The organism is Kitasatospora sp. NPDC058063 (genome assembly GCF_042885395.1).
GTDB classification, from domain to species: domain Bacteria; phylum Actinomycetota; class Actinomycetes; order Streptomycetales; family Streptomycetaceae; genus Kitasatospora; species Kitasatospora lactacystinica.
Window position 1 is genome coordinate 48,946 of record NZ_JBHVSD010000006.1, and the last position, 20,707, is coordinate 69,652.

The 20,707-nt window shown below is 74.2% G+C and carries 19 protein-coding genes and 1 riboswitch; of the genes, 6 read left to right on the forward strand and 13 right to left on the reverse strand.

The annotated features are described in order from the left end of the window. Positions 1-24 precede the first annotated feature (24 nt). Positions 25-819: an alpha/beta fold hydrolase gene (locus ACFVUY_RS11930; RefSeq protein ID WP_359897094.1), complete on the forward strand. Its 795-nt coding sequence runs from the start codon at positions 25-27 to the stop codon at positions 817-819. A gap of 10 nt (positions 820-829) precedes the next feature. Next, positions 830-1,576 carry a hypothetical protein gene (locus ACFVUY_RS11935; protein WP_387694800.1) on the forward strand — a complete coding sequence of 249 codons (747 nt, stop codon included), beginning with the start codon at positions 830-832 and terminating at the stop codon, positions 1,574-1,576. Here the strand turns inward: ACFVUY_RS11935 and ACFVUY_RS11940 are convergent. From ACFVUY_RS11940 to ACFVUY_RS11960, 5 genes are all read right to left on the reverse strand, one after another. Then, positions 1,573-2,391: an endonuclease/exonuclease/phosphatase family protein gene (locus tag ACFVUY_RS11940; RefSeq protein WP_387729440.1), complete on the reverse strand. Its 819-nt coding sequence runs from the start codon at positions 2,389-2,391 to the stop codon at positions 1,573-1,575. The genes ACFVUY_RS11935 and ACFVUY_RS11940 overlap by 4 nt on opposite strands. A gap of 127 nt (positions 2,392-2,518) precedes the next feature. Beyond that, the gene (locus tag ACFVUY_RS11945) at positions 2,519-3,463 is read right to left on the reverse strand and encodes an ROK family glucokinase (protein WP_387689166.1); all 945 of its coding nucleotides are present in this window, start codon (positions 3,461-3,463) and stop codon (positions 2,519-2,521) included. A 191-nt stretch (positions 3,464-3,654) separates the two neighbouring features. Continuing rightward, positions 3,655-4,083 (reverse strand): DUF5304 family protein, encoded by a 429-nt coding sequence (locus ACFVUY_RS11950; RefSeq protein ID WP_387729442.1) that lies wholly within the window; start codon positions 4,081-4,083, stop codon positions 3,655-3,657. 139 nt (positions 4,084-4,222) lie between these two features. Next, entirely contained in the window at positions 4,223-5,395 is a 1,173-nt protein-coding gene (locus ACFVUY_RS11955) for an ArsA family ATPase (RefSeq protein WP_387729444.1), read from the reverse strand. Positions 5,396-5,421: 26 nt separating this feature from the next. Continuing rightward, positions 5,422-5,856, reverse strand: coding sequence for an SRPBCC family protein (locus tag ACFVUY_RS11960; RefSeq protein WP_359897082.1), 435 nt, complete (start codon positions 5,854-5,856; stop codon positions 5,422-5,424). A 336-nt stretch (positions 5,857-6,192) separates the two neighbouring features. Between ACFVUY_RS11960 and ACFVUY_RS11965 the strand changes: the two genes are divergently transcribed. Continuing rightward, positions 6,193-7,986, forward strand: a complete 1,794-nt coding sequence (locus ACFVUY_RS11965; RefSeq protein ID WP_387729447.1) for an AMP-dependent synthetase/ligase — start codon at positions 6,193-6,195, stop codon at positions 7,984-7,986. 87 nt (positions 7,987-8,073) lie between these two features. Here the strand turns inward: ACFVUY_RS11965 and ACFVUY_RS11970 are convergent, their stop codons facing one another. Next, positions 8,074-9,210, reverse strand: coding sequence for a glycosyltransferase family 4 protein (locus ACFVUY_RS11970; protein WP_359897079.1), 1,137 nt, complete (start codon positions 9,208-9,210; stop codon positions 8,074-8,076). 214 nt (positions 9,211-9,424) lie between these two features. Between ACFVUY_RS11970 and ACFVUY_RS11975 the strand changes: the two genes are divergently transcribed. Beyond that, entirely contained in the window at positions 9,425-10,795 is a 1,371-nt protein-coding gene (locus ACFVUY_RS11975; protein WP_387689179.1) for a glycosyltransferase 87 family protein, read from the forward strand. Here the strand turns inward: ACFVUY_RS11975 and ACFVUY_RS11980 are convergent, their stop codons facing one another. The 6 genes from ACFVUY_RS11980 to ACFVUY_RS12005 all read right to left on the reverse strand — a co-directional run bounded on the left by ACFVUY_RS11980 (position 10,796) and on the right by ACFVUY_RS12005 (position 18,006). After that, positions 10,796-11,827, reverse strand: a complete 1,032-nt coding sequence (locus ACFVUY_RS11980) for a hypothetical protein (RefSeq protein ID WP_387729449.1) — start codon at positions 11,825-11,827, stop codon at positions 10,796-10,798. A 182-nt stretch (positions 11,828-12,009) separates the two neighbouring features. After that, the gene (locus ACFVUY_RS11985; protein ID WP_359897074.1) at positions 12,010-13,056 is read right to left on the reverse strand and encodes an NlpC/P60 family protein; all 1,047 of its coding nucleotides are present in this window, start codon (positions 13,054-13,056) and stop codon (positions 12,010-12,012) included. 239 nt (positions 13,057-13,295) lie between these two features. Next, entirely contained in the window at positions 13,296-14,432 is a 1,137-nt protein-coding gene (locus ACFVUY_RS11990; RefSeq protein WP_387689186.1) for an NlpC/P60 family protein, read from the reverse strand. A gap of 10 nt (positions 14,433-14,442) precedes the next feature. Continuing rightward, positions 14,443-14,596, reverse strand: a riboswitch (cyclic di-AMP (ydaO/yuaA leader). A gap of 339 nt (positions 14,597-14,935) precedes the next feature. After that, entirely contained in the window at positions 14,936-15,973 is a 1,038-nt protein-coding gene (locus ACFVUY_RS11995; protein ID WP_387689189.1) for an NlpC/P60 family protein, read from the reverse strand. A 198-nt stretch (positions 15,974-16,171) separates the two neighbouring features. Further along, positions 16,172-17,602 carry an NYN domain-containing protein gene (locus ACFVUY_RS12000; protein WP_387729751.1) on the reverse strand — a complete coding sequence of 477 codons (1,431 nt, stop codon included), beginning with the start codon at positions 17,600-17,602 and terminating at the stop codon, positions 16,172-16,174. Between the two features lie 140 nt (positions 17,603-17,742). Continuing rightward, complete coding sequence (locus ACFVUY_RS12005) at positions 17,743-18,006, reverse strand: hypothetical protein (protein ID WP_387689192.1); 264 nt, start codon at positions 18,004-18,006, stop codon at positions 17,743-17,745. Positions 18,007-18,207: 201 nt separating this feature from the next. On the opposite strand from ACFVUY_RS12005, the gene ACFVUY_RS12010 reads away from it, so the two are divergent. Both ACFVUY_RS12010 and ACFVUY_RS12015 read left to right on the forward strand, forming a co-directional pair. Beyond that, a complete protein-coding gene (locus ACFVUY_RS12010) occupies positions 18,208-19,035 on the forward strand; it encodes a rhomboid family intramembrane serine protease (RefSeq protein ID WP_387689195.1) in 828 nt (275 codons plus the stop codon). Further along, on the forward strand, positions 19,032-19,313 hold the full coding sequence (locus ACFVUY_RS12015) for an Lrp/AsnC family transcriptional regulator (RefSeq protein ID WP_049651832.1): 282 nt from the start codon (positions 19,032-19,034) through the stop codon (positions 19,311-19,313). Before ACFVUY_RS12010 ends, ACFVUY_RS12015 begins: the two co-directional genes overlap by 4 nt. A gap of 3 nt (positions 19,314-19,316) precedes the next feature. Here ACFVUY_RS12015 and ACFVUY_RS12020 read toward each other — a convergent pair whose 3' ends face one another. Continuing rightward, positions 19,317-20,702 carry an aminotransferase class V-fold PLP-dependent enzyme gene (locus ACFVUY_RS12020; protein WP_387729452.1) on the reverse strand — a complete coding sequence of 462 codons (1,386 nt, stop codon included), beginning with the start codon at positions 20,700-20,702 and terminating at the stop codon, positions 19,317-19,319. Positions 20,703-20,707: the final 5 nt, after the last annotated feature.

A 20,707-nucleotide genomic window follows, 5' to 3' on the forward strand; every position in this document is an offset into this window, starting at 1 on the left:
CACCCGCCCGCGAAGGAGTCCGCCATGCCGTTGCTGCCCGGTGCCGAGCCGTACCGCCACACCGGCGGACCGGTGGGAGTGCTGCTCTGCCACGGCTTCACCGGGTCGCCGCAGTCGCTGCGGCCGTGGGCCGACGAACTGGCGGCGGCCGGCTTCACCGTCTCGCTGCCGCTGCTGCCCGGGCACGGCACCCGCTGGCAGGACATGCAGCTCACCCGCTGGGAGGACTGGTACGCCGAGGTCGAGCGCGAGCTGCTGGCGCTCGCCGACGAGTGCGAGCAGGTCTTCGTCTGCGCCCTGTCGATGGGCGGCGCGCTGGCGCTGCGGCTCGCCGCGCTGCACGGGCCGACGGTCTCCGGGCTGGTGCTGGTCAACCCGTCGGTGCGCTCGGACACCCCCGCGAGCGTGCTGCTGCCGGTGCTGCGCCACCTGCTGCCCAGCCTGCCCGGGGTCGCCAACGACATCGCCCGGGCCGGTGCGGTCGAGGTCGGCTACGACCGCACCCCGCTGCACGCCGCCTGGTCGCTGAGCCGGCTGTGGCGGGAGGTCCAGCGGCTGCTGCCGGAGGTGACCCAGCCGGTGCTGCTCTTCCACAGCCCGCAGGACCACGTCGTCTCGCCGGCCAACTCGGAACTGGTACTGGCCCGGATATCCTCGACGGACGTGACGGAGCGGCTGTGCCAGCGCAGTTTCCACGTCGCGACGCTGGACCACGACGCGGCGGAAATATTCGCGGCCGGCCAGGACTTCATCCAACGGCTGGCCCCCGCGCACGCGGCGGGCGTCACCCGGGTCGAATCCGACGATCACCATGGCTGAAGGGCCGGAAGTGCACGAGAGCAGCACGGCGGGCGGCGGGGACGAGACTCCCCGCGAGGACGGCGCGACCAAGGACGGCGGGACGGACGCCGCCACCCCGGGCGGTGCGCCGACGGACCGTACCGGCCCGGAGGGCGCGGCGACGCCCCCACCCGGCCGGGACGCCGCCGCCGGCTCCGCGGGAGAGGCCGCCGGCGACACCGCCGAACGCCGTCCGCGCCGTGCGCCCGAGCGCAGCCAGGCCGAGCAGGACGCGATCTTCGCCGCCCTGGTGGCACAGTTCGACGACCCGGTCGACCTCAACAACCCGAACTGGCCCGAGGTCGAGAACCTCCGGGCGCAGAACGAGCTCAAGGGCGGCTACAAGGAAGGCGGCGCCGGCGGCCGCGGCGACCAGGACGACCTGGCCGACCTCGCCCCGCAGCCCCGCCCCCGCTCCGGCCGACCGGTGATGCCGGCGGGCGGCGCGGGCCCGCGCGACTTCGAACTGGCCGAGGAGACCGACGAGGGGCACTTCGTCCCGCCGGAGCCCCCGCCGCTGCCGGCCGCCGACGTGACCGCCAAGTTCGCCTGGCTGGCGGTGCTCGGCGGCCCGGCGCTGCTGCTGGTCGACGCGGTGGTCTGGCGGGAGATCTCCGGCTGGCCCGCCTGGGTCGGGATCACCGCCTTCCTCGGCGGCTTCGTGACCCTGGTCGCGCGGATGAAGGACCGCGACGAGGACGAGCCGGAGGACCCGGACCACGGCGCGGTCGTCTAGGGCGTGTCCGGCAATTCCCGCCGGCCGCTCGGCCGGCTCGTCGGCAGTTCGAGGACGGCGAGCACCGGCAGGTGGTCGGTCGCGGCCCGCAGGTCGGCCTCGGTGACGCCGGGCAGCCCGTGCGGCACCCCACAGCCGAGGACGGTGATCCCGGGTGTGGCGAAGACGGCGTCGATCCGCTGGTAGGGGCGCTCCGGCACGGAGGTGAACTCGCCTCCCCAGGGCGCGGTCGGGTACCCGTCCTGGAGCCGCGAGGCCAGCAGCCGCCAGCCCGGCCCGTCCGGGTGCTCGTTGAAGTCCCCTGCCACGACGCCGAGTTCGGCGATCGCGAGCTGGTCGAGGAGCAGCTCGAACTGCCCGTACCGCTCCTCCTGGTCCAGGCTGAGGTGGCAGCTGGTGACGCTGAACGGCGCCGTGCCGGGCAGCCGCAGCAGCGCACCGGCGAAGCCCCGGGCGTGCAGGCCGCGGGTCTTGGGCAGCAGCCGGTCGTGCACCTCCAGCAGTTCCACCGCGCCGGGCCGGCCGAGCAGCAGCGGGCCGGCGGCGGTGCGGCCGCCGCCGGCCAGCACGGCCGTGCCGGTGCTCCGGGCCAGCCAGGCGGCCTGGCCCTCGGGCCGCCAGTAGCGCGGGGACTCCTGGACGCAGACCACGTCCGGCTCGCAGGCCCGGATCACCCGGGCCAGCGCCCGCCGGTCGTCGCGCAGCGAGCGGATGTTGTAGCTGAGCAGCCGCAGCCGGCCCGGGCCCGGCGGCGGCAGCGGTTCGGCCCGCGCGGTGGTCCCGGTCACGGCGGTGGTCGTGGTCGCGGCGCTCATGGTCCTCCCCTGGGCGGTCACCGGATCGATCCGACCGTACGCGGCCGGGCCGGGACGTGCGACGGCGGCGGTGCGTCCGGGATCGGTCGGGGCCCGGTCGCACCGCCGCCGGCGGGCTCGGAGGGGGTCAGGCGGTGCGGGCGAGGTCCGCCGCGCCGACGATGCCGGCGGCGGAGCCCATCGAGGCCAGCACGACCTCGGCGCGCGGGCGGTGCACCCCGCCGGTCAGGTAGTGCTCGAACGCCTTGGCGACCGGGTCGAGCAGCAGCCGGCCGGAGTCGGAGACGCCGCCGCCGAGCACGAAGACGCCCGGGTCGAACAGCGCGGCGAGGTCGGCCATGCCGCGGCCCAGCCAGTCGGCCAGTTCCGCGTAGCACTCCAGGGCGAGCGGGTCGCCCTCCTCCGCGGCCTGGGTGATGTGGATGCCGCGGATGGTCTCGGCCACGCCGTCGTTGAGTTCCAGCATCCGGTGGCCGCGCTGCGGGTCGGCGGCCGCCTTCTCCCGGCCGTAGCGGCGCAGCGAGCGCCCGGAGCCGTACTGCTCCCAGCAGCCCTTGCCGCCGCAGCCGCAGAGCAGGCCGTCGGGGACCATGTTGAGGTGGCCGATCTCGCCGGCCACGCCGAAGCGACCGCGGTGCAGCCGGTTGTCCAGGACGATGCCGCCGCCGATGCCGGTGCCGACGGTGATCAGCAGCATGTCGCGGTGGTCGGCGGCCGCGCCGAAGCGGAACTCGGCCCAGGCCGCGCAGTTGGCGTCGTTCTCGACGACGGTGGACAGGCCGGTGAGCTCTTCGATCCGGCCGCGCAGCGGCTCGTTCTCCCAGTCGATGTTGGGAGCGAAGATCACGGTCGAGCGGTTGCTGTCGACGAACCCGGGGGCGCCGACGCCCACCGCCGTGACACCGGGGTGCTCCTCCTTGAGCTCGCGCACGGCCTGCGCGATGGCGTCGACCGCCCACTGCGGGTCGGCCGGGGTGGGCACCCTGGTCCGGGCCAGGATGGCACCCGCCTCGTCGACCACGCCTGCCGCGATCTTGGTCCCGCCGACATCGACGCCGATGGTCAGAGCCATGTGTCCCTCAGCTATTCACTCGTTCCGCTGGGCGGAACGCTACCGCCCAACCCGGCCCCCGTACACAGCCTCGCATACATTATCCGAAGACAATCCTGGGACAGCCTGGCCGTGACGCTTCAAAAGTCGTATCTAATCTCCTTCTTCGTGACGTATGAGAACAGCGCGATCACCCTCCGAAAGTCACGGTTTCACTGCTTGACGGACGACCCGTCAGCCTCGTCAACATCGCCGTCGAGGTCGCCGTCGAGGTCGAGGTCGATCTTCGCGGTCGGCGCGCCCTGCCCGGCGGTCCAGCGGCTCTCGTGCCCGGCCACGGCGGCGCGGTAGGCGGCCAGCAGCTCGGCGCCCGCGGCGGCGAGCCCGGTGCCGGCCGCGGCAAGGTGGGAGTAGACCTCCGGCTGCTGGGTGCGCAGCCGGTCGGCCAGCCCGGACAGGGTGATCAGGGTGGTGGCGCTCGCCTCCTGGGCCTTGTCGCCGAGCGCACCGGCGAACCGGCGCACCTCGTCCACCAGCGGGCCCAGCTCCGGCCCGAACGGGTGCCCCTGGCCGCCCTGCTCGCCGTCCTGCTCGGCGTCCGGCCGGCCGCCGGGCTCGGTGCGGTCGTCGGTGCTGGTCATCGCGGGCGCCTCCTCAGCCGGGGCCGCACCCCGCGGCCCCTCGGGCCCGACGCTACCCGACCGGCCGGGCGGCCCGAAAAGCCGCCGGACCGCTGCCGGATCCCTGCCAAAGCGCCGCCAAAGCGCCGCCGAACCCCCGTCAGCCCCGGGGCCAGAGCGCCGGGTCGGGCGCGAACCGCACCGAGAGCACCCCGTCGTGCAGCCCCGCCCCGGCCACCGTGCAGCGGCGCAGCGCGGACGGGAGGGTGAGCACCCGGCGGTGGGTGCCGATTCCGACCACCAGTTCGTCACCCCGGCGGACCAGGTCCAGTTCGGAGCGGTCGGCGCCGGGCAGGTCGAGGTGCCAGACCAGCAGGCCCTCCTCGGCGAGCCGGTCCTCGACCGGCCAGGGCCCGGGGGCGAGCCGCTCGGGCCCGTCCCCGTCCCCGTAGAGCCGGTCGGCGACGGCTTCCAGGGTGGCGTCGGCCAGGCCGGTGACCAGCACCGGGGCGTCGGTCTCGGCGGCGAGCGCGGTCAGCTCCTCCTGCCGGCGGCGGGCCAGGGCGGCCAGCCAGGGGTCGGGCGAGGAGACGGCGGCCCCGGGCAGCGCGCCGTGCACCACCACGGCGTCCGGCCGGTGCCCGTGCAGCGCCAGTCCGGCCCGGATCCGGCGCAGCTCGCGGTACGGGTGGCCGTCGGCCGGGACGACCAGCCGGACGCTGGTGCCGGGGCCGGTGATCGCGGCGCGGGACTCGGCGAGCGCCGCGACGGCCTTGGTGCGCCCCTCGTACAGCCAGTCGGCGGGCATCGGGACACCGGCCAGCCCGGCCAGCAGCGGGCGCAGCGCCCGGGCGGCCTGCCGCTGCTCGGGGACGAGCCGGTCCAGGTAGCGGGCGAGCTGTTCGGGCAGGGCGAGGGTGGCGATCAGCTCGGCGGGCGGCGGGGCGAGCACGACCAGGACGTCCTGGTCGGCGGCGGGCAGGGCGCGCAGCAGGGCGAGCCGGGCGATGCCGGGGAGGGCGGTGAGCTCCTCGGGGTCGAGCTGTTCGGCGCCGAGCAGGTCGAGGGCGGGCTTGAGCCGGCCGGTGAGCTCGCCGACGGCGTAGCGGAAGGCGGCCTGCTCGTCGATCCGGGAGACGGTCAGGCCCGGTGCGTGGAGGAGCGGTTCGGGCTCCAGCCGGGTGCCGAGGGCGGAGTCCAGGGCGCGGTGCGGGTCGTCGGCGGCCAGCAGCCAGGTGCGGTGGCCGCGCCGGGCGGCGTGCAGGGCGGTGGCGGCGGCCACCGCGGGAGCCCCCGCGTCGCCGCTGATCAGGATGGTGCGTGTCGCCGTCATGCCGTCCGGCCCCCCGTTCGGTCGTGTCAGCCTTCGACGCGCTTCTTCAGACCGGCCAGGGCGCGGTCGATGATGACCTTCTCGGCCTTGCGCTTGATCATGCCGAGCATCGGGATCTTGACGTCCACGGCGAGCTGGTACGTCACCTCGGTGCGGCCGCCGGCCAGCGGGGCGAGAGTGTAGGAGCCGTCCAGCGAGCGGAGCATCTGGCTGCGGACGAGGGTCCAGGAGACCTCGCGGTCACCGTCCCAGGTGTAGGCGAGGACGTGCTCGTCGCGGATGGCGCCGGCGTCGAGCAGCAGCCGGACCTCGGCGGCGCGGCCGTCCTCGCCGGCCTTGAGGACCTCGATCTCCTTGACCTCCCCGGTCCAGGCCGGGTAGGCGGCGAAGTCGGCGATCACGGCCATGACCGTGGCCGGGGTCGCGTCGATGGTGATGCTCGACCTGGTGTGCTCCGCCATGGAATGGCCCTCCGCCTCGTCCCTCTGCCTGCCGGTCCGGCCGGGGCGCGCTCGGCCCGGTCCGCCCGGAGCAGGCTATCGCGCCCGGCGGGCGGCGCGGCGGCGCGGGCCGTTCCCGGCGGGCGGCCGTGGTGCGGGCGGGCGCCGGGCGGCCGGGCATGTTACCGGCCGGTCGCCCTGCTCTGTCGTAGGGTGCCATTCGAACGACCCGGTCACGGCCTGGTCGGACCCGGCCGGGTGTGACACTTCGAACACCGGAGCCGACCCCTCTGGTCGAAGCTGCCTACCGGGCAGTAACGTCCTGCCGTCCCGCAGCGTCGCGAACGAGGAGCAGTCTTGCTCGACTTCAGCCTTCCGGCCCTCTACCAGGTACCGAGCGGCGGCAACCTCGCCGACCCGGTGCACCGGAACGCCGAGGAGCACCCGGACGTCGCCGTGCTCAGCCGGAAGGTGGACGGCCAGTGGCAGGAGTTGACGTCGGTCCAGTTCCTGGCCGAGGTGCACGCCGCCGCGAAGGGCCTGATCGCCGCCGGCGTCGAGCCGGGTGACCGGGTCGCCATCATGTCCCGTACCCGGTACGAGTGGACGCTGCTGGACTTCGCGATCTGGACGGCCGGCGCCGTCACCGTGCCGGTGTACGAGACCTCCTCCGCCGAGCAGGTCGAGTGGATCCTCGGCGACTCGGGCGCGGTCGCCGTGATCACCGAGACCGACCAGCACGTCCGGGTGGTCGGCGAGGTCCGCGAGCGGCTGCCTGAGCTGAAGCACACCTGGCAGATCGAGGGCGGGGCGCTCGCCGCCCTGGCCGAGGCCGGACAGGGCGTCCCCGACGCGACGGTCCACGAGCGCCGCCGGATCGCCGGCCCCGACGACATCGCCACCATCGTCTACACCTCGGGCACCACCGGCCGCCCGAAGGGCTGTCAGCTGACCCACGGCAACTTCCTGGCCGAGTGCGGCAACGTCGTCGAGCGCCTGGCCCCGCTGTTCCGCACCGGCGAGAGCTCCGTCCTGCTCTTCCTGCCGCTGGCCCACGTGCTCGCCCGGATCGCCGAGATCGCCCCGGCGATGGCCCCGATCAAGCTCGGTCACGTCTCCGACATCCGGGACGTCACCGCCGAGCTGGCCGCCTTCCGGCCGACCCTGATCCTGGGCGTGCCCAGAGTGTTCGAGAAGGTCTACAACACCGCCCGCGCCAAGGCCCAGGCCGACGGCAAGGGCAAGATCTTCGACAAGGCCGCCGAGACCGCGATCGCCTACAGCCGGGCGCTGGACGCCGGCGGCGCCGGGCTGGTGCTGCGGCTCAAGCACGCGGTCTTCGACAAGCTGGTCTACGGCAAGCTGCGTGCCGCCCTCGGCGGCCGGGCCACCCACGCCATCTCCGGCGGCGCCCCGCTCGGCGAGCGCCTGGGCCACTTCTACCGGGGCATCGGCTTCACCGTCCTGGAGGGCTACGGCCTGACGGAGACCTGCGCGGCCACCGCCTTCAACCCGTGGGACAAGCCGAAGATCGGTACGGTCGGCCAGCCGGTGCCCGGCGCCTCCGTGCGGATCGCCGAGGACGGCGAGGCCTTCTTCAAGGGCCCGCACGTCTTCACCGGCTACTGGAACAACCCGCAGGCCACCGCCGACACCCTCAAGGACGGCTGGATCGCCACCGGCGACCTCGGCTCGCTGGACTCCGACGGCTACCTGACCATCACCGGCCGCAAGAAGGAGATCATCGTCACGGCCGGCGGCAAGAACGTCGCCCCCGCCGTGATCGAGGACCGGATCCGGGCCCACGCCCTGGTCGGCGAGGTCATGGTGGTCGGCGACCGCAAGCCCTTCATCGCCTGCCTGATCACCGTCGACCCGGACTTCTTCCCGAAGTGGAAGGAACTCAACGGCAAGCCCGCCGGCGCCACCGTCGCCGACCTCGCCGGCGACCCGGACCTGCTGGCCGCCCTCCAGAGCGCGGTGGACGACGGCAACGCCGCCGTCTCGCACGCCGAGGCGGTCAAGAAGTTCCGGCTGCTGGACACCGAGTTCTCCGAGGAGAGCGGCCACCTGACGCCCTCGCTCAAGCTCAAGCGCAACGTCGTGCTGAAGGACTACGCGGCCGACGTCGAGGCGCTCTACCGGAAGTAGCCGCCGGACGCGGCCGCCCGACGCGGCCCGACCCGCGGGCGCCGGACGGGCCCCGCCACTCCAGGAAAGTGGCGGGGCCCGTCGGCGTCACCCGGCCAGCAGCGAGGTCAGCCGCCCGGCCAGCAGGTCCCAGCGCCAGGAGCGCTCCACCCAGCGCCGCCCGGCCTCGCCCATCCGCCGCCGCAGCTCCTCGTCGCGCAGCAGCCGCACGATCCGCTCGGCCGCCGCCGGGGCCGAGCCGCCGGGCACCACGTACCCGGTCTCGCCCTCCAGCACCGCGTCCGGCGCGCCGCCGGAGTCCCCCGCGACCACCGGCAGGCCGGTCGCCGAGGCCTCCAGGTAGACGATGCCCAGTCCCTCGACGTCCAGCCCCCCGCGCCGGGTGCGGCACGGCATCGCGAAGACGTCCCCGGCCCCGTAGTGGGCGGGCAGCTCCTCCCACGGCACCGAGCCGGTGAACCGCACCGAGTCCCGCACGCCCGTGGCGTCGGCGAGCTTCTCCAGGTCCGCCCGGTACGGGCCGCCGCCGACGATCAGCAGCACCGCGTCCGGCACGTCGGCGAGGATCTGCGGCATCGCCTCGATCAGGGTGTCCTGGCCCTTGCGCGGCACCAGCCGGGAGACGCAGACCACCACCGGCCGGTCCGCCAGCCCGAGCCGGCGGCGCACCTCGGCGCCCCCGGAGCCCGGGTGGAAGGTCGTCTCGTCCACACCCGGCGGCAGCTGGACCATCCGGGCCGCGGCCTGCGGCCCGACCGCGGCGGCGATCCGGGAGCGGGTGTACTCGCCCAGGTAGGTCAGCACGTCGGTGCCGGCGCCGATCCGGCGCAGCAGCTGCCGGGAGACCGGCAGCTGGGCCCAGGCGGCCTCGTGGCCGTGGGTCATGCCGAGCAGCCGCCCGGCCCCGGCCCGGCGCAGCGTGGGCGCCATCAGCCCGAGCGGCGCGGCGGCGCCGAACCAGACCGAGTCGCACTTCTCCGCGCGCAGGATCTCGGCGGCCCGCCGGGTGACCCGCGGTGTGGGAACCATCACCTTCGTCCGGTCCCGGATCACCGGGAACGGCTGCTCGGCGTCGAAGCGGGCCACCTCGCTGCCGTCCCGCCAGGTCGAGGCGTACACCACGACACTGCCTGCGGGCTGACGGACGGCCATGTTGTGCACGAAGGCCTGGATGCCACCGGGGCGCGGCGGGAAGTCATTGGTGACGATCAAGGTTCTGTGCATCAGGCCACGGCTCGCTCGGTCGGGGGGTGCGCGGTGTACCGCTGGGTGATCCGTACGATAGGTCAACACCATGACCCGCCGGGAACGGAACCGCGCACGGCAACCGTTTGACCCCCGGGTCAGTCCTAGTACCTAGGCCGCAGTGCGACGCGGCCCGGGCGTCCGTCTCCACGACGCCTCCGGTGGGGACGTCCGAGACGAACGAGGGAGCGCAGTGGAATTGGCCCCGGCCACCGAGCCCGGTTCTTCACGTGGCCGCCTCGGCCGCCCGCTCGGGGCGCTCGCCGCGCTCGGCGCCACCTGGATCGCCACCCGCGCGCTGCTGGTGCTGCTGGCGACGGGCGTGCTGAAGGCGCCCGGCGGCGACGTCACGGCGGACGTCTGGATGATCTACCACGCCTGGTACGGCGTGCTCCAGACCGGCACCTTCCCCTTCGACGACGTCACCTGGCAGTACCCGCCGGGCGCCGCCCTGGTGATCCTGCTGCCGGGCCTGCTGCCCTGGTCGTACCTGGTCTCGTTCTGGGTGATCTGCGGGATCGCCGACGCCGCCGCGGCCGCGCTGCTGGTGCGCACCGGCCTGCGCCGGGGCCGGGCGCTGACCGGCGCCTGGATGTGGGTGGTGGGCGTCCCGCTGCTCGGCCCGATGATCTACAACCGCTTCGACGTCATCGTCACCGCGGTCGCCCTGGCCGGTCTGCTGGCGCTGATCCGCCGCCCGGCGGTCGGCGGGCTACTGCTGGGCCTGGGCGGCATCGTCAAGATCTGGCCGCTGCTCGGCCTGATCGGCACCCCCTCCGGCCGCCGCACCCGCCGTTCCTGGACGCTGGCCGGCGCCACCGCCGTCTCGATCGGCTTCCTGCTGGCCGCCGGGATGAACGGCGCCTTCGACTTCCTGGCCTTCCAGAAGGACCGCGGCATCGAGGTCGAGTCGCTCGGCGCGCTGCCGCTGCACTTCGCCCGGCTCGCCGGCGGCTGGGACGGCAGGGTCACGATGAACTACGGCTCCCCCGAGATGCTCGGGCCGTGGGTGAGCGTGATCAGCAAGGTGATGATGGCCGGCACCGTGCTGGGCTTCGCCTGGCTGCTGCTGTGGCGCTACACCTCCAAGCGCCGCAGCGCGGCCACCATGTACGACGCGGCACTGTGCGCGCTGCTGATCTTCGTGGTGACCAGCCGGGTGATCAGCCCGCAGTACCTGGTCTGGCTGGTCGGCGTCGCGGCGGTCTGCCTGACCGTGCGCAACAGCAGCCAGCGGCCGGTGGCGATGCTGATCCTGCTCGCCTGCCCGCTGACCCTGGTCGAGTTCCCGACCATGTTCACCCAGGTGCTGGCCAGCGACCCGGTGGCGGTCACCGTGCTGGCCGCGCGCAACCTGCTGCTGCTGGCCGCGGCCGTGCTCTCCTGCGTCCGGCTCTGGCGCTCGACCCGCGGCGAGGCGCCGCTGCCGCCGACCGTGGTGCTGGACCGCGAGCCCGCCGCGCTGCCGTCCGCCGGCTACCCGGTGCGCCCGGGCATCGCCTACGAGCAGGACCTGCTGGACGGCATCGACCACCCGGGCGCCCCGGCCGAGCAGCGCCGCTGATCAGCTCCTCAGCTCCGCCATCCGCGCCAGCCACTGCCGGGTGAACTCCTCCAGCCCGACGCCCAGCTCGCGGCGCATCAGCCGGTCGGTGCGGCGCTCCCGGTCCTCGCCCTGCCCGTCGGCCGCGCCGATCGCACGGTAGAAGGCGACCAGCCGCTGCGGCCCGTGGGTGCGGCCGATCAGCTCGCAGGCCAGCCAGGACTGCTCGTAGGCCTGGGCGATGCCGGTGGCCCCGGCGGCGAAGTCCCGGTCGGCGGGCAGCGCGGTGGGCGTCCTCCCGGCGGCGACGTCCCGGGCCAGCTCGGGGGCGACCTGCTGCGGACTGCGGCCCGAGTCGCGGTACGCCGTCCAGTCGGCGACGCCCTCGGAGAGCCACAGCGGGGTCCAGGCCCGGGTGTCGGCCCTGGTCGCGACGTGGGTGGCCTCGTGGGTGATCACCACCTGGCGGCCGAAATCGCTGAGCCGGCCGTACACCTCCGGGTTGACCAGCACCCGGTCCGCCGGGGTGTGCCACGGTGCGCCGGGGGCGGCCACGGTGACCGCCGCCATGCCCGTCCAGCCGTCCGGGTCGCCCTCCAGCAGCCGGGCGAACTGCTCCTCGGTGGCGGGCCGCTCCAGCAGCAGCCGCTGCGGCCAGGCGCCGCCCCAGACCTCGGTGACGGCGGGCACCGCCCGGTCCCCCACCGCGGCCAGCTCGGCCGGGTCGGGCCCGGCGGCCGGCCCGACCACCAGGCAGTTCGCTCCCGGAGCCGACCGGAGCGGCCCGAAGTCCCACGGCGCGGGCGGGCCGTCCGCGCTCTCCTCGCGCTCGACCCGCCAGCCGTCGCCGGCCCGGAGCAGCTCGATCCGGCGCGGGTACACCACCGGGTACTCGTCGTACCCGGCGATCCGCACCGCCAGTTCGGCGGCGGCGGTCAGCCGCTCCGGCCCGCCGGAGGCGGCGAGCACCAGGTTGCGGTACCCCGCCCCGGCCACCGGCAGCCCGGCCCACGGCGGCGCCGAGCGCGCCCGTTCCGCCAGCGCGGCGGCCACCTCGGCGTGCCGGTCCGCCGAGCGGGCCGGGGGCGCCGCCGGGGCGGCCGGAGGCAGCGACAGCTGGGCCAGCCCACCGGCCGCGAGCAGCAGCGCGCCCCGCCGGGACAGCGTCCGGCGGGGGCGGGAGCCGGATATACCGGCGGGGCCAGTGGGGTCGGCGGGGCCGGACGGCGGGGCGTTCAGAGCCGGACCACCCCGGAGACCGGCATGGCGGTGACGCTCTCGTAGCGGACCTTGGCGCCCGGGCGGGGGGCGTGCACGATCACGCCGCCGCCGGCGTACATGCCGACGTGGTGCATGTCCCGGTAGAAGATCACCAGGTCTCCCGGTCGCGCTTCGGACAGGCTGACCCGCTGCCCGGCGTACGCCTGGGCCTGCGAGGTGCGCGGCAGGGTCACTCCGGCCTGCCGCCAGCTGTAGTACATCAGACCGGAGCAGTCGAACGCGTGCGGGCCGGTGGCCCCGTAGACGTACGGGGAGCCGATCATCCGCACCGCGGCGGCCAGCGCGGCGGCCCCGCGCTCGGAGGCGGGCGGGGCGGTGCCGAGGTCCAGCCGGTCGGTGCCCCGGGTGGCGCGCTGCTCGGCGTCCCGGGCGTCCTGGACCGTCAGCCGGGCCCGCTCGGCGGCGCCCAGACCGTTCAGCAGCTTCTGCGCCCTGGCCAGCCGCTGCTGGATCTGCTGCTTGCTGTCGGCGAGCGAGCGGCGGGTCCGGTCCAGCTCGTCGAGCTTGCCGGCCGCCTCGGTCCGGCGCTGGTCGAGCCGGCGCTGCCGGGCGACCAGCTCGTGCAGGGTCTCCTGCTGGCGCGCGGCGGCCTGGCCCAGGGCGCGGGCGCGGGAGAGGTAGCCCTCCGGGTCGGGCGAGAGGATGAGCTGGGCGGTCTGGGTCATCCCGCCGCCGCGATACTCGGCCCCGGCCACCGTCGCGAGGTCGCCCCGCAGCCCGTTGAGCTGGTCCTGGGCCACGGCGATCTCGCCCTGGAGGATCGTGGTCTCGCCCTGGAGCCGCCGCTGGGCCTCCTGCGCCGCGTTGGCCTTCTCGGACGCCTGCTCGGCCTCGTCGTACAGCTGTTCCACCTGCGTCTTGACGTCCTGGCGGTCACCCGGGTCGGGGCTGCCGGGGGCGGCCTGGGCGCTGCCTCCGGCGGCCACACCCAGGGCGGTGGCGGCGGCCGCGGTCAGCACCAGCGCCCGGGCGAGCAGTTGGGAACGGCGGTGCACGGGCATGGCGGCAGCGGCTCCAATCCTGCGGCGCGGCTCCCGCCGCCGCACCGGGACGGGCGGCCGTCGAGCGGGAGTCCGGTGGCAGACGTTAGCGAGTCAGGGCAAGCGAGTCCAAACCCCTGCCAACCCGAATATTCAGGCTGTTGTCGGACATTTGACCGACCCTCGGGAAAAGCCGCAGGAAAAACCGCAGGCCCGGCCTCCCCTGGGGGAGGCCGGGCCTGGAAGCGTTCGAGCGGTGATCAGACCCGCACGATGGAGGCCAGCGGCATGTTGGTGACGGCCTCGTAGCGCACCGACGCGCCCGGCTTGGGCGCGTGCAGCACCTGGCCGTTGCCCGCGTAGATGCCGACGTGGTGGGCGTCGGTGTAGAAGATCAGCAGGTCGCCGGGCTGGGCCTGGGAGATGTCCGAGCCGATCCGGGTGCCGGCCGAGGCCTGCGCCTGCGAGGTGCGCGGCAGCGACACGCCCGCCTGGTTGAACGCCCAGACCATCAGGCCGGAGCAGTCGAAGGAGCCCGGGCCGGTGGCGCCCCAGACGTACGGGCTGCCGATCTTGGAGGCGGCGGCCGACAGCGCGGCGGCACCGCGCGAGCTGCCCGGGGCCACCTTCACCGGGGAGGAGGCGGTCGAGCCGGTCGAGGCGCTCGAGCCGGCCGCGAGGTCGCCGCGGCTGTTGTCGCGGGAGGCGCGGTCGGCCTGCTGCTGCTGGGCCTGGGCGGCGTCGGCCTTGGCCTTGGCGTCGGCCGCGGCCTTCTCCTCGGCCTGGCGCAGCGCCTGGCGCTCCTGCTCGGTCAGCGTGTTGAGCAGGTCCTGGGCCGCCTTCAGCTTGCCCTGGACCTCCTCCTTGGAGGTCTTCAGCTGCTGGGTGGTCGACTCCAGCTCGGCGAGCTTGCCCTGGGCCTCGTTGCGGTCCTGGTCGAGCTTGCGCTGCTGCTCCTGGAGCTCCTTCAGCTGACCCTTCTGGGTGCTGCCGGCCTGGTTCAGCGCGTCGGCCTGGCTGAGGAAGGTGTCCGGGCTGGAGGAGAACATCAGCTGGACGGTCGGGGATATGCCCCCGTTGCGGTACTGCTCGCCGGCGATCTCGGCCAGGCCGCCCTGGAGCTCGGTGACCTGGGCCTGCTGACGGGCCACCTGGTCCTGCATGCCGGAGACCTGCTTCTCCAGCTCCTGCTGCTTGGCCTGGGCCGCGTTGTAGTTCTCGGTCGCGATCTCGGCCTGCTCGTTGAGCTGGTCGACCTGCCCCTTGACCTGTTCCTTGGTCGGCTGCGGGTCGGCGTGGGCACCTTGCGCGGAGAGGACGACGGCTGCCGCGGCGACACCGGTCAGAATCGAGACCCGGGCGCGGCCTGCGGGCTTGGGACGACGATGGGACGCCACGAAGGCGGACTCCTTCTTCCTACGTCCGCCTACCGGGTGAGCTGACGGGTTCGGGCCGGAAGCATGCCCTACGACGCCTCACGGCCGTTCCATCGGCCGACCTGGCGTCGATTCACCCCGGAGGAACGTGGTTCCCCGGCTCCGCTCCGCAGCGCCCCCAAAACACTGGGCTCCCCTGTCGGGCAGTCGCTTCGACCTGCCCCGCTGCCTCACGAACTCGACGGTAACCACCGCCGCCACCCTGGCTGGGCGATCGACAGTGCGGTGGTTCAGAGCACGACCCTAGTAACTGAACCGTGATCGGTTCAAATCCTTGTCAGAAAAAAGACCAAAGATTTCCCAAGTTCTGCTGTGAAAATGACCGATGGTGACCACCGGCACACAGAAGGCTGATCAGTTCTCAGCATGTGGCCGCGAAGGCGCGGAAAGCCGAACGCCACCCCCCGCACGAGGGGTGGCGCTTTTCACAGGCCCCGGAACGGCCCCGCGGGCGTGTCGGGCCGTCAGACCCGGCGGATGGTGTTGATCGACATCGCGTCGGCCTTCATCACCTTCACCACGTCACCGGTGTGCGGCGCGTGGACCACCATGCCGTTGCCGATGTACATCCCGACGTGGTGCATGTCGTTGCCGTAGATCACCAGGTCGCCCGGCTGGGCCTGGTCCAGCGACGGCACCCGGGTGCCGTAGTGGCCCTGCTCCTGCGAGGTGCGCGGCAGCGAGACGCCCGCCTGCCCGTACGCCCAGACCATCAGGCCCGAGCAGTCGAAGGTGGTCGAGCCGGTGGCGCCCCACACGTACGGCGAGCCCTGCTTGCCCATCGCCTTGGCCATCGCCACGGCCGCGTAGCCGCTGGCCGGCGGCAGGCTGCTGAGGTCGACCCGGTCGCTGCCGCGCGAGGCGCGGTCGTCCTGCGCCTGCTGGGCCTTCAGCGCGGCGCGGTCGGTGGCGCTCAGCGAGTTCAGCAGGTCCTGGGCGGCCTTCAGCTTGGTGTTGACGTCCGCCTTGGCCTGGTTCAGGTCCTTGGTGGTGGTGTCCAGCGAGGCGAGCACGGCGGAGGCCTCGACCTTCTCCTGGTCCAGCCGGCGCTGCTGGTCCAGCAGCCCCTTGAGCGCCTCGGCCTGGCTGCTGCTGGCCTGCTGGACGGTGGAGGCCTTCTCCAGGTAGCCGGACGGGTCGGAGGTGAGCATCAGCTGGACGGACGGGTCGATGCCGCCGGTGCGGTACTGCTCGCCCGCCACCTCGGCGAGACCGCCCTGGAGCTGGGTCATCTGCTCCTGACTGCGGGCCACCTGGTCCTGCAGCTGGTCGGCCTGCTTGCGCAGCTGGTCGGCCCGCTCCTTGGCGCCGTTGTACTTCTCCGCCGCCTGCTCCTGCTCCTCCTGGAGCTGGTCGATCTGCGCCTTGACGTCCGTTTTGTTCGGCTGCGGCGCGGCGTGCGCGGCCACCTGGGCGGAGAGGGCGACCGCGGTCGCAGCAGCAGCGGTGAGCACGGAGATCCGCGCGCGGCTCGGCTGCTTGGGACGGCGGTGGGAGGCCAAGGGTCCTGCTCCTTCTTCCAACGGACTCACCTGATGGGATGAGATTCCGGAAAATAGGTTTGACGCCAGACCCTAGTGAAGATCTATCCGTTTTGCCACTCCCCCGAAGGTGTGAACTCCGGTCCGCACACTGACGACACGGGACCCGCACATCACTCCGGAACCACTCCTGACCAGGCATCGCACAGCTGGTCGGGGTCAGGGGCGCGCCAGCCGGTTCAGCAGCAGCACCGAGGCGACGGGGCGCGCGCCCGCCTTCCGCACGCCGTCCGCGACCTCCCGGTCGGTGGACACCACCACCACCGGACGGCCCTGCGGCTCGGCCCGCACCAGACGGCGGATCAGCTCGTCGGCCGTCTCCCCGGTCCGGCTGAACCGCACCCGGACCCCGCGCGGCGGCGCCATGATCACCGGGACGTCCAGGTCCTGCCCGTCGAACACGCAGGTGACCTCCGCCTGGGTGCGCTGCGCCAGCATCGCCAGCCCGCCCAGCAGCCGGATCCGCTGCTGCTCCAGCGGCAGCGTCGGATAACCGGTCTTGGTCACGTTGTAGCCGTCCACCACCAGGTGCACCTGGGGGATCGCCAGCAGCTGGTCCAGCAGCGCCGGATCGTCCTCGGCCAGCCCGCGCCGGGCCACGTCGTGGGGCGAGGCCGCCCCCGGCACCACCGCCTCCACCAGGTCCGCCGGGCGGATCTGGGAGACCGGCAGCGCCAGCTCCCGCTGGAGCCCCTGGGCCGACTGCAGCACGGTGTCCAGCAGCAGCCGCAGCCGCATGTCCTCGACGCTGCGCCCCTCACGGGCCGACCGGCGGCCCTGCTCCACCGCGTTCTCCAGCTCCGAGACCCGGTGCCTGAGCCTGCGCGCCTCGGTCTCGGCCGCACCGCGCTCGGCCGCGGTCTGCGCCTTCAGGGCTTCCAGCTCGCCGGCCACCCGGCGGGTCTCGGCCTGCGCCCGGCGGGTGTCGCTCTCCAGCGACCGCACCTTCTTGCGCAGCGACTCGGCCTCCTTGCGGACGCCGTCCGACTCGGCACGCTGCCGGTCCACCTCCGCCCGCGCGGAGGCCCGCACCTCGGCCAGCTCGGCGTGCAGCTTCTCCACCAGCCGGGCCGACTCCGCGGCCGCGTCCTCGGCACCGGCCCGCTCGGCCTCCTCGCCGGCCTCGGCCACCAGCCGGCTCCAGCCCGCCGAACGCACCAGGTAGGCGGCGGCCGCGACGTCCATCGGATCGGCGGCGCTCGGGACGGTGCCCGACTCCAGCGCCTTCACCAGGTCCGGCTGCCCGAGGCGCAGCCGCTCCGCTATCCGCACCCGGAAGGCCGGCTCCGCCTCCAGGGCCGCCGCCAGCGCGGTGGCCGCGTACTTGGCCCGCCGCGCCGGGGTGAACTTGACGTACTGACGCAGGCTCTGCGGGAGTTCGCCCGCCGGCAGCCCGCCGAGCGCGTCCGAGGCCAGCCCGACCACGCGCCGGCGCACGCCCTCGGGCAGCGGCCGGTCGAGCTTCTCGACGGCGTGCTCCGCCGCGGGCTCGGAGGAGTCGTTCGCCGCCTCGGCCGCCGCCCCGGCCCGGGCCTCGGCCGCAGCGGGCTGAAGCCCCTGGGCTTCGCCGGGCTCCTTCGCTGCGTCCATCACGTCCTCGGCTCCGATCCTGGTCCAGCGGGGCACGGCCGCGACCTCCCCCTGTCGTCACGCTCCGTGCGTCTTGTTCTGCATTGTCCCGTGCGGCGCGGGCGGGTGCGCCGCGCACCCACCCGCCGCCGCGGCGGGGATCAGCCCTGCTCGGTGGGGGCCTGCGCCCCCTCGGCACCCGGGCGGGCCACCAGCTCGACCTGGTCCACCGCGTTGCACCAGCGGCAGCGCACCGACTCGATGGTCTCGCTCAGCACCTCGGTCTCCTCGACCTCGGACTCGCCGGCCAGGTCGAAGTGCAGGAACTCGGTCACCCGCGCGGTGCGGGTCACGTCGAAGCGGGTGAGGTTTCCGCACAGGGTGCAGCGCCAGCGCGTCTCGGCGGTCAGGGCGGGGACGGTCATCGGGGGTCCTCTCGGGTGGTCCCTTCGTGGGCTAGGCGCTCCCCCCGGAGCCCCGGCATCGGCGGCGGGAGGCGGGAATGCCCGCCCCAAGCCTATTGCCTGGGGCAACCATCGCGGCCACCGGTCGCCCGAACACCCGGACTGGTCCACCTGCCGTAAACCGCCGTGTCACCTGCGGCGCCCGGAGGGATGCTTGGCCGCATGGCGCTCGCGGTCCCCGACGACACTGCCGCCCGGGGCGGCCGCCCGGCCGCGACCGTCCCGGCGGTCAGCTACGCCCTGATCGCACTCAACACCCTGGTCTTCCTGCTCGGCCCGGCCGCCGGGCTCAACCCGCTGTACGGCACCGGCCGGGCCCGGGTCTGCGCGGAGCAGCGGTACGAGCAGCGCTGGGGCGCCGTCCCGGCCGAGGTGCTGGCCGGGCGGCCGCTGACCGCCGCGCAGCTGGCCGAGGCCCCCGACCCGGTCCCCGGCTGCCCGGCCGCCCCGACCCCGGGCAAGCACCCGGCCCTGTCCGTCCTCACCGGGCTCTTCCTGCACGCCGGCTGGCTCCACCTGCTGGGGAACCTGCTCTTCCTCCAGGTCTTCGGCCCCACCGTCGAACGGCGGCTGGGCCGGGCCCGGTACGCCGTCTTCTACCTGGCCGCCGGCAGCCTGACCACGTACGGCTTCGCGCTCGCCGAGGCGCACTCGCCGAACTCCACCCGGGTGCTCATCGGGGCCTCCGGGGCGATCGCCGCCGCGCTCGGCGCCTATCTGCGCCTCCACCCCCGGGCCCGGGTCACCACCCTCGTCCCGCTGCTGCTCTTCCTGCCGCTGCGGTTCCCCGCCTGGCTGGTGCTCGGCCTCTGGTTCGCCCTGCAGTGGTGGTCGGTGCACTCGGCCGGGCCCGGGGTGGCGTACCTGGTCCACGTGATCGGCTTCTCGGCCGGGTTCCTCTACGCCTGCACCGTGGTTCGCCACCCCCCGCGACGACCCGGCCGACGCCCGATACGCTGGCGCCACCCCACAAAGGAGCCCGAACTGTGATCACCGCCATCGTCCTGATCAAGACCAGTGTCGACCGCATCCCGGAGATCGCCGAATCCATCGCCGCCATCGACGGCGTCAGCGAGGTCTACTCGGTGACCGGGGGCTACAACCTGGTGGCGATGGTGCGGGTGCGCCGGCACGACGACCTGGCCGAGGTCATTCCGGGCCGGCTCAACAAGGTCCCGGGCGTGGCCCACACCGAGACCCAGATCGCCTTCCGCACCTACTCCCAGCACGACCTGGAAGCCGCCTTCGCCCTGGGCCTGGACGAGTAGCGCTCAGCCCTCGCGACGGCCCCGGTCGATCTGCACGGTCGCGACGCAGCGCCCGCCCTCGTTGCGGTAGTTCCAGGCCGCCCCGTCCGTGACCAGCTCCCGGACGGCGGTCAGGAAGCGGTCGACGTGCTCGTCCGGCGTCCCGGCGCCGAAGCTCACCCGGATCGCGTTCAGGCTGCGCTCGCCCGGCAGCGAGGACTCCGGCGCCCCGCACTCGGACGGGGCGACGTCCTCGTCCCCGAGCAGCGTGCGCACCAGCGGGTGGGCACAGAACAGGCCGTCACGCACCCCGATGCCGTACTCGGCGGACAGCGCGGCCGAGAAGTGCGAGCTGTTCCAGCCCCGGACGACGAAGGACAGCACGCCGACCCGGGCGGAGTCGGAGCCGAACAGGTTCAGCACCTTGACCTGCGGAATCTGCGCCAGCCCCGCGGTCAGCCGGGCGATCAGCTGCTGCTCGCGGGCCTCCAGCGCGTCGAAGCCGGCCTCGGTCAGGGCCCGGCAGGCCGAGGCGATCGCGTAGGCGCCGATGACGTTCGGCGAGCCGGCCTCGTGCCGGGCCGGGCCGGTGTGCCACTGCACGGCCACCGAGCCGTCGCTCTCCCGGGCCACCGTCCGGGTCGCCCCGCCGCCGGCCAGGTACGGCTCGGCCGCGTCCAGCCAGTCCGCCCGGCCGGCCAGCACCCCGGCGCCGAACGGCGCGTAGATCTTGTGGCCGGAGAAGGCGATCCAGTCGACGTCCAGCTCGCGGACCGAGACCCGGTGGTGCGGCGCCAGCTGGGCGGCGTCCAGCACCACCCGGGCGCCGTGCCGGTGCGCGGTCCGGGTCAGCTCGGCGACCGGCCACAGCTCGCCGGTCACGTTGGAGGCGCCGGTGACGCAGAGCAGCTTGGGGCCCTCGGGCGCCCCGGCGAGGGCGGCGTCGAGCGCGGCCACCGCCTCGGCCCGGGAGCGCGGCGCCCGCAGGTAGGTGACATCCAGTCCGGCGTGCGCCCAGGGCAGCAGCGAGGCGTGGTGCTCGGTCTCGAAGGCGAACACCCGGGTGCCGGCCGGAACGGCCGCGGCCAGCAGGTTGAGCGAGTCGGTGGTGGCCCGGGTGAAGACCACCTGGTCGCCCTCGCGCAGGTCGAGGAACTCGCCGACGGTGCGGCGGCTCTGCTCGAACAGGTCGGTGGACAGCTGGGAGAGGTACCCGGCCCCGCGGTGGACGCTGCCGTAGTACGGCGCGTAGGCGGCGACGTCGTCCCACACCCGCTGGAGCGCCGGGGAGCTGGCCGCGTAGTCCAGCGCCGCGTAGCCGACCTTCTCACCGTTGGCGAGCGGGACCTGGACGTCGGCGCCGAGGACGGCGAGCGGGGCGCAGGTCTCGGTGATGGCGAGAGCGGACATGAGGA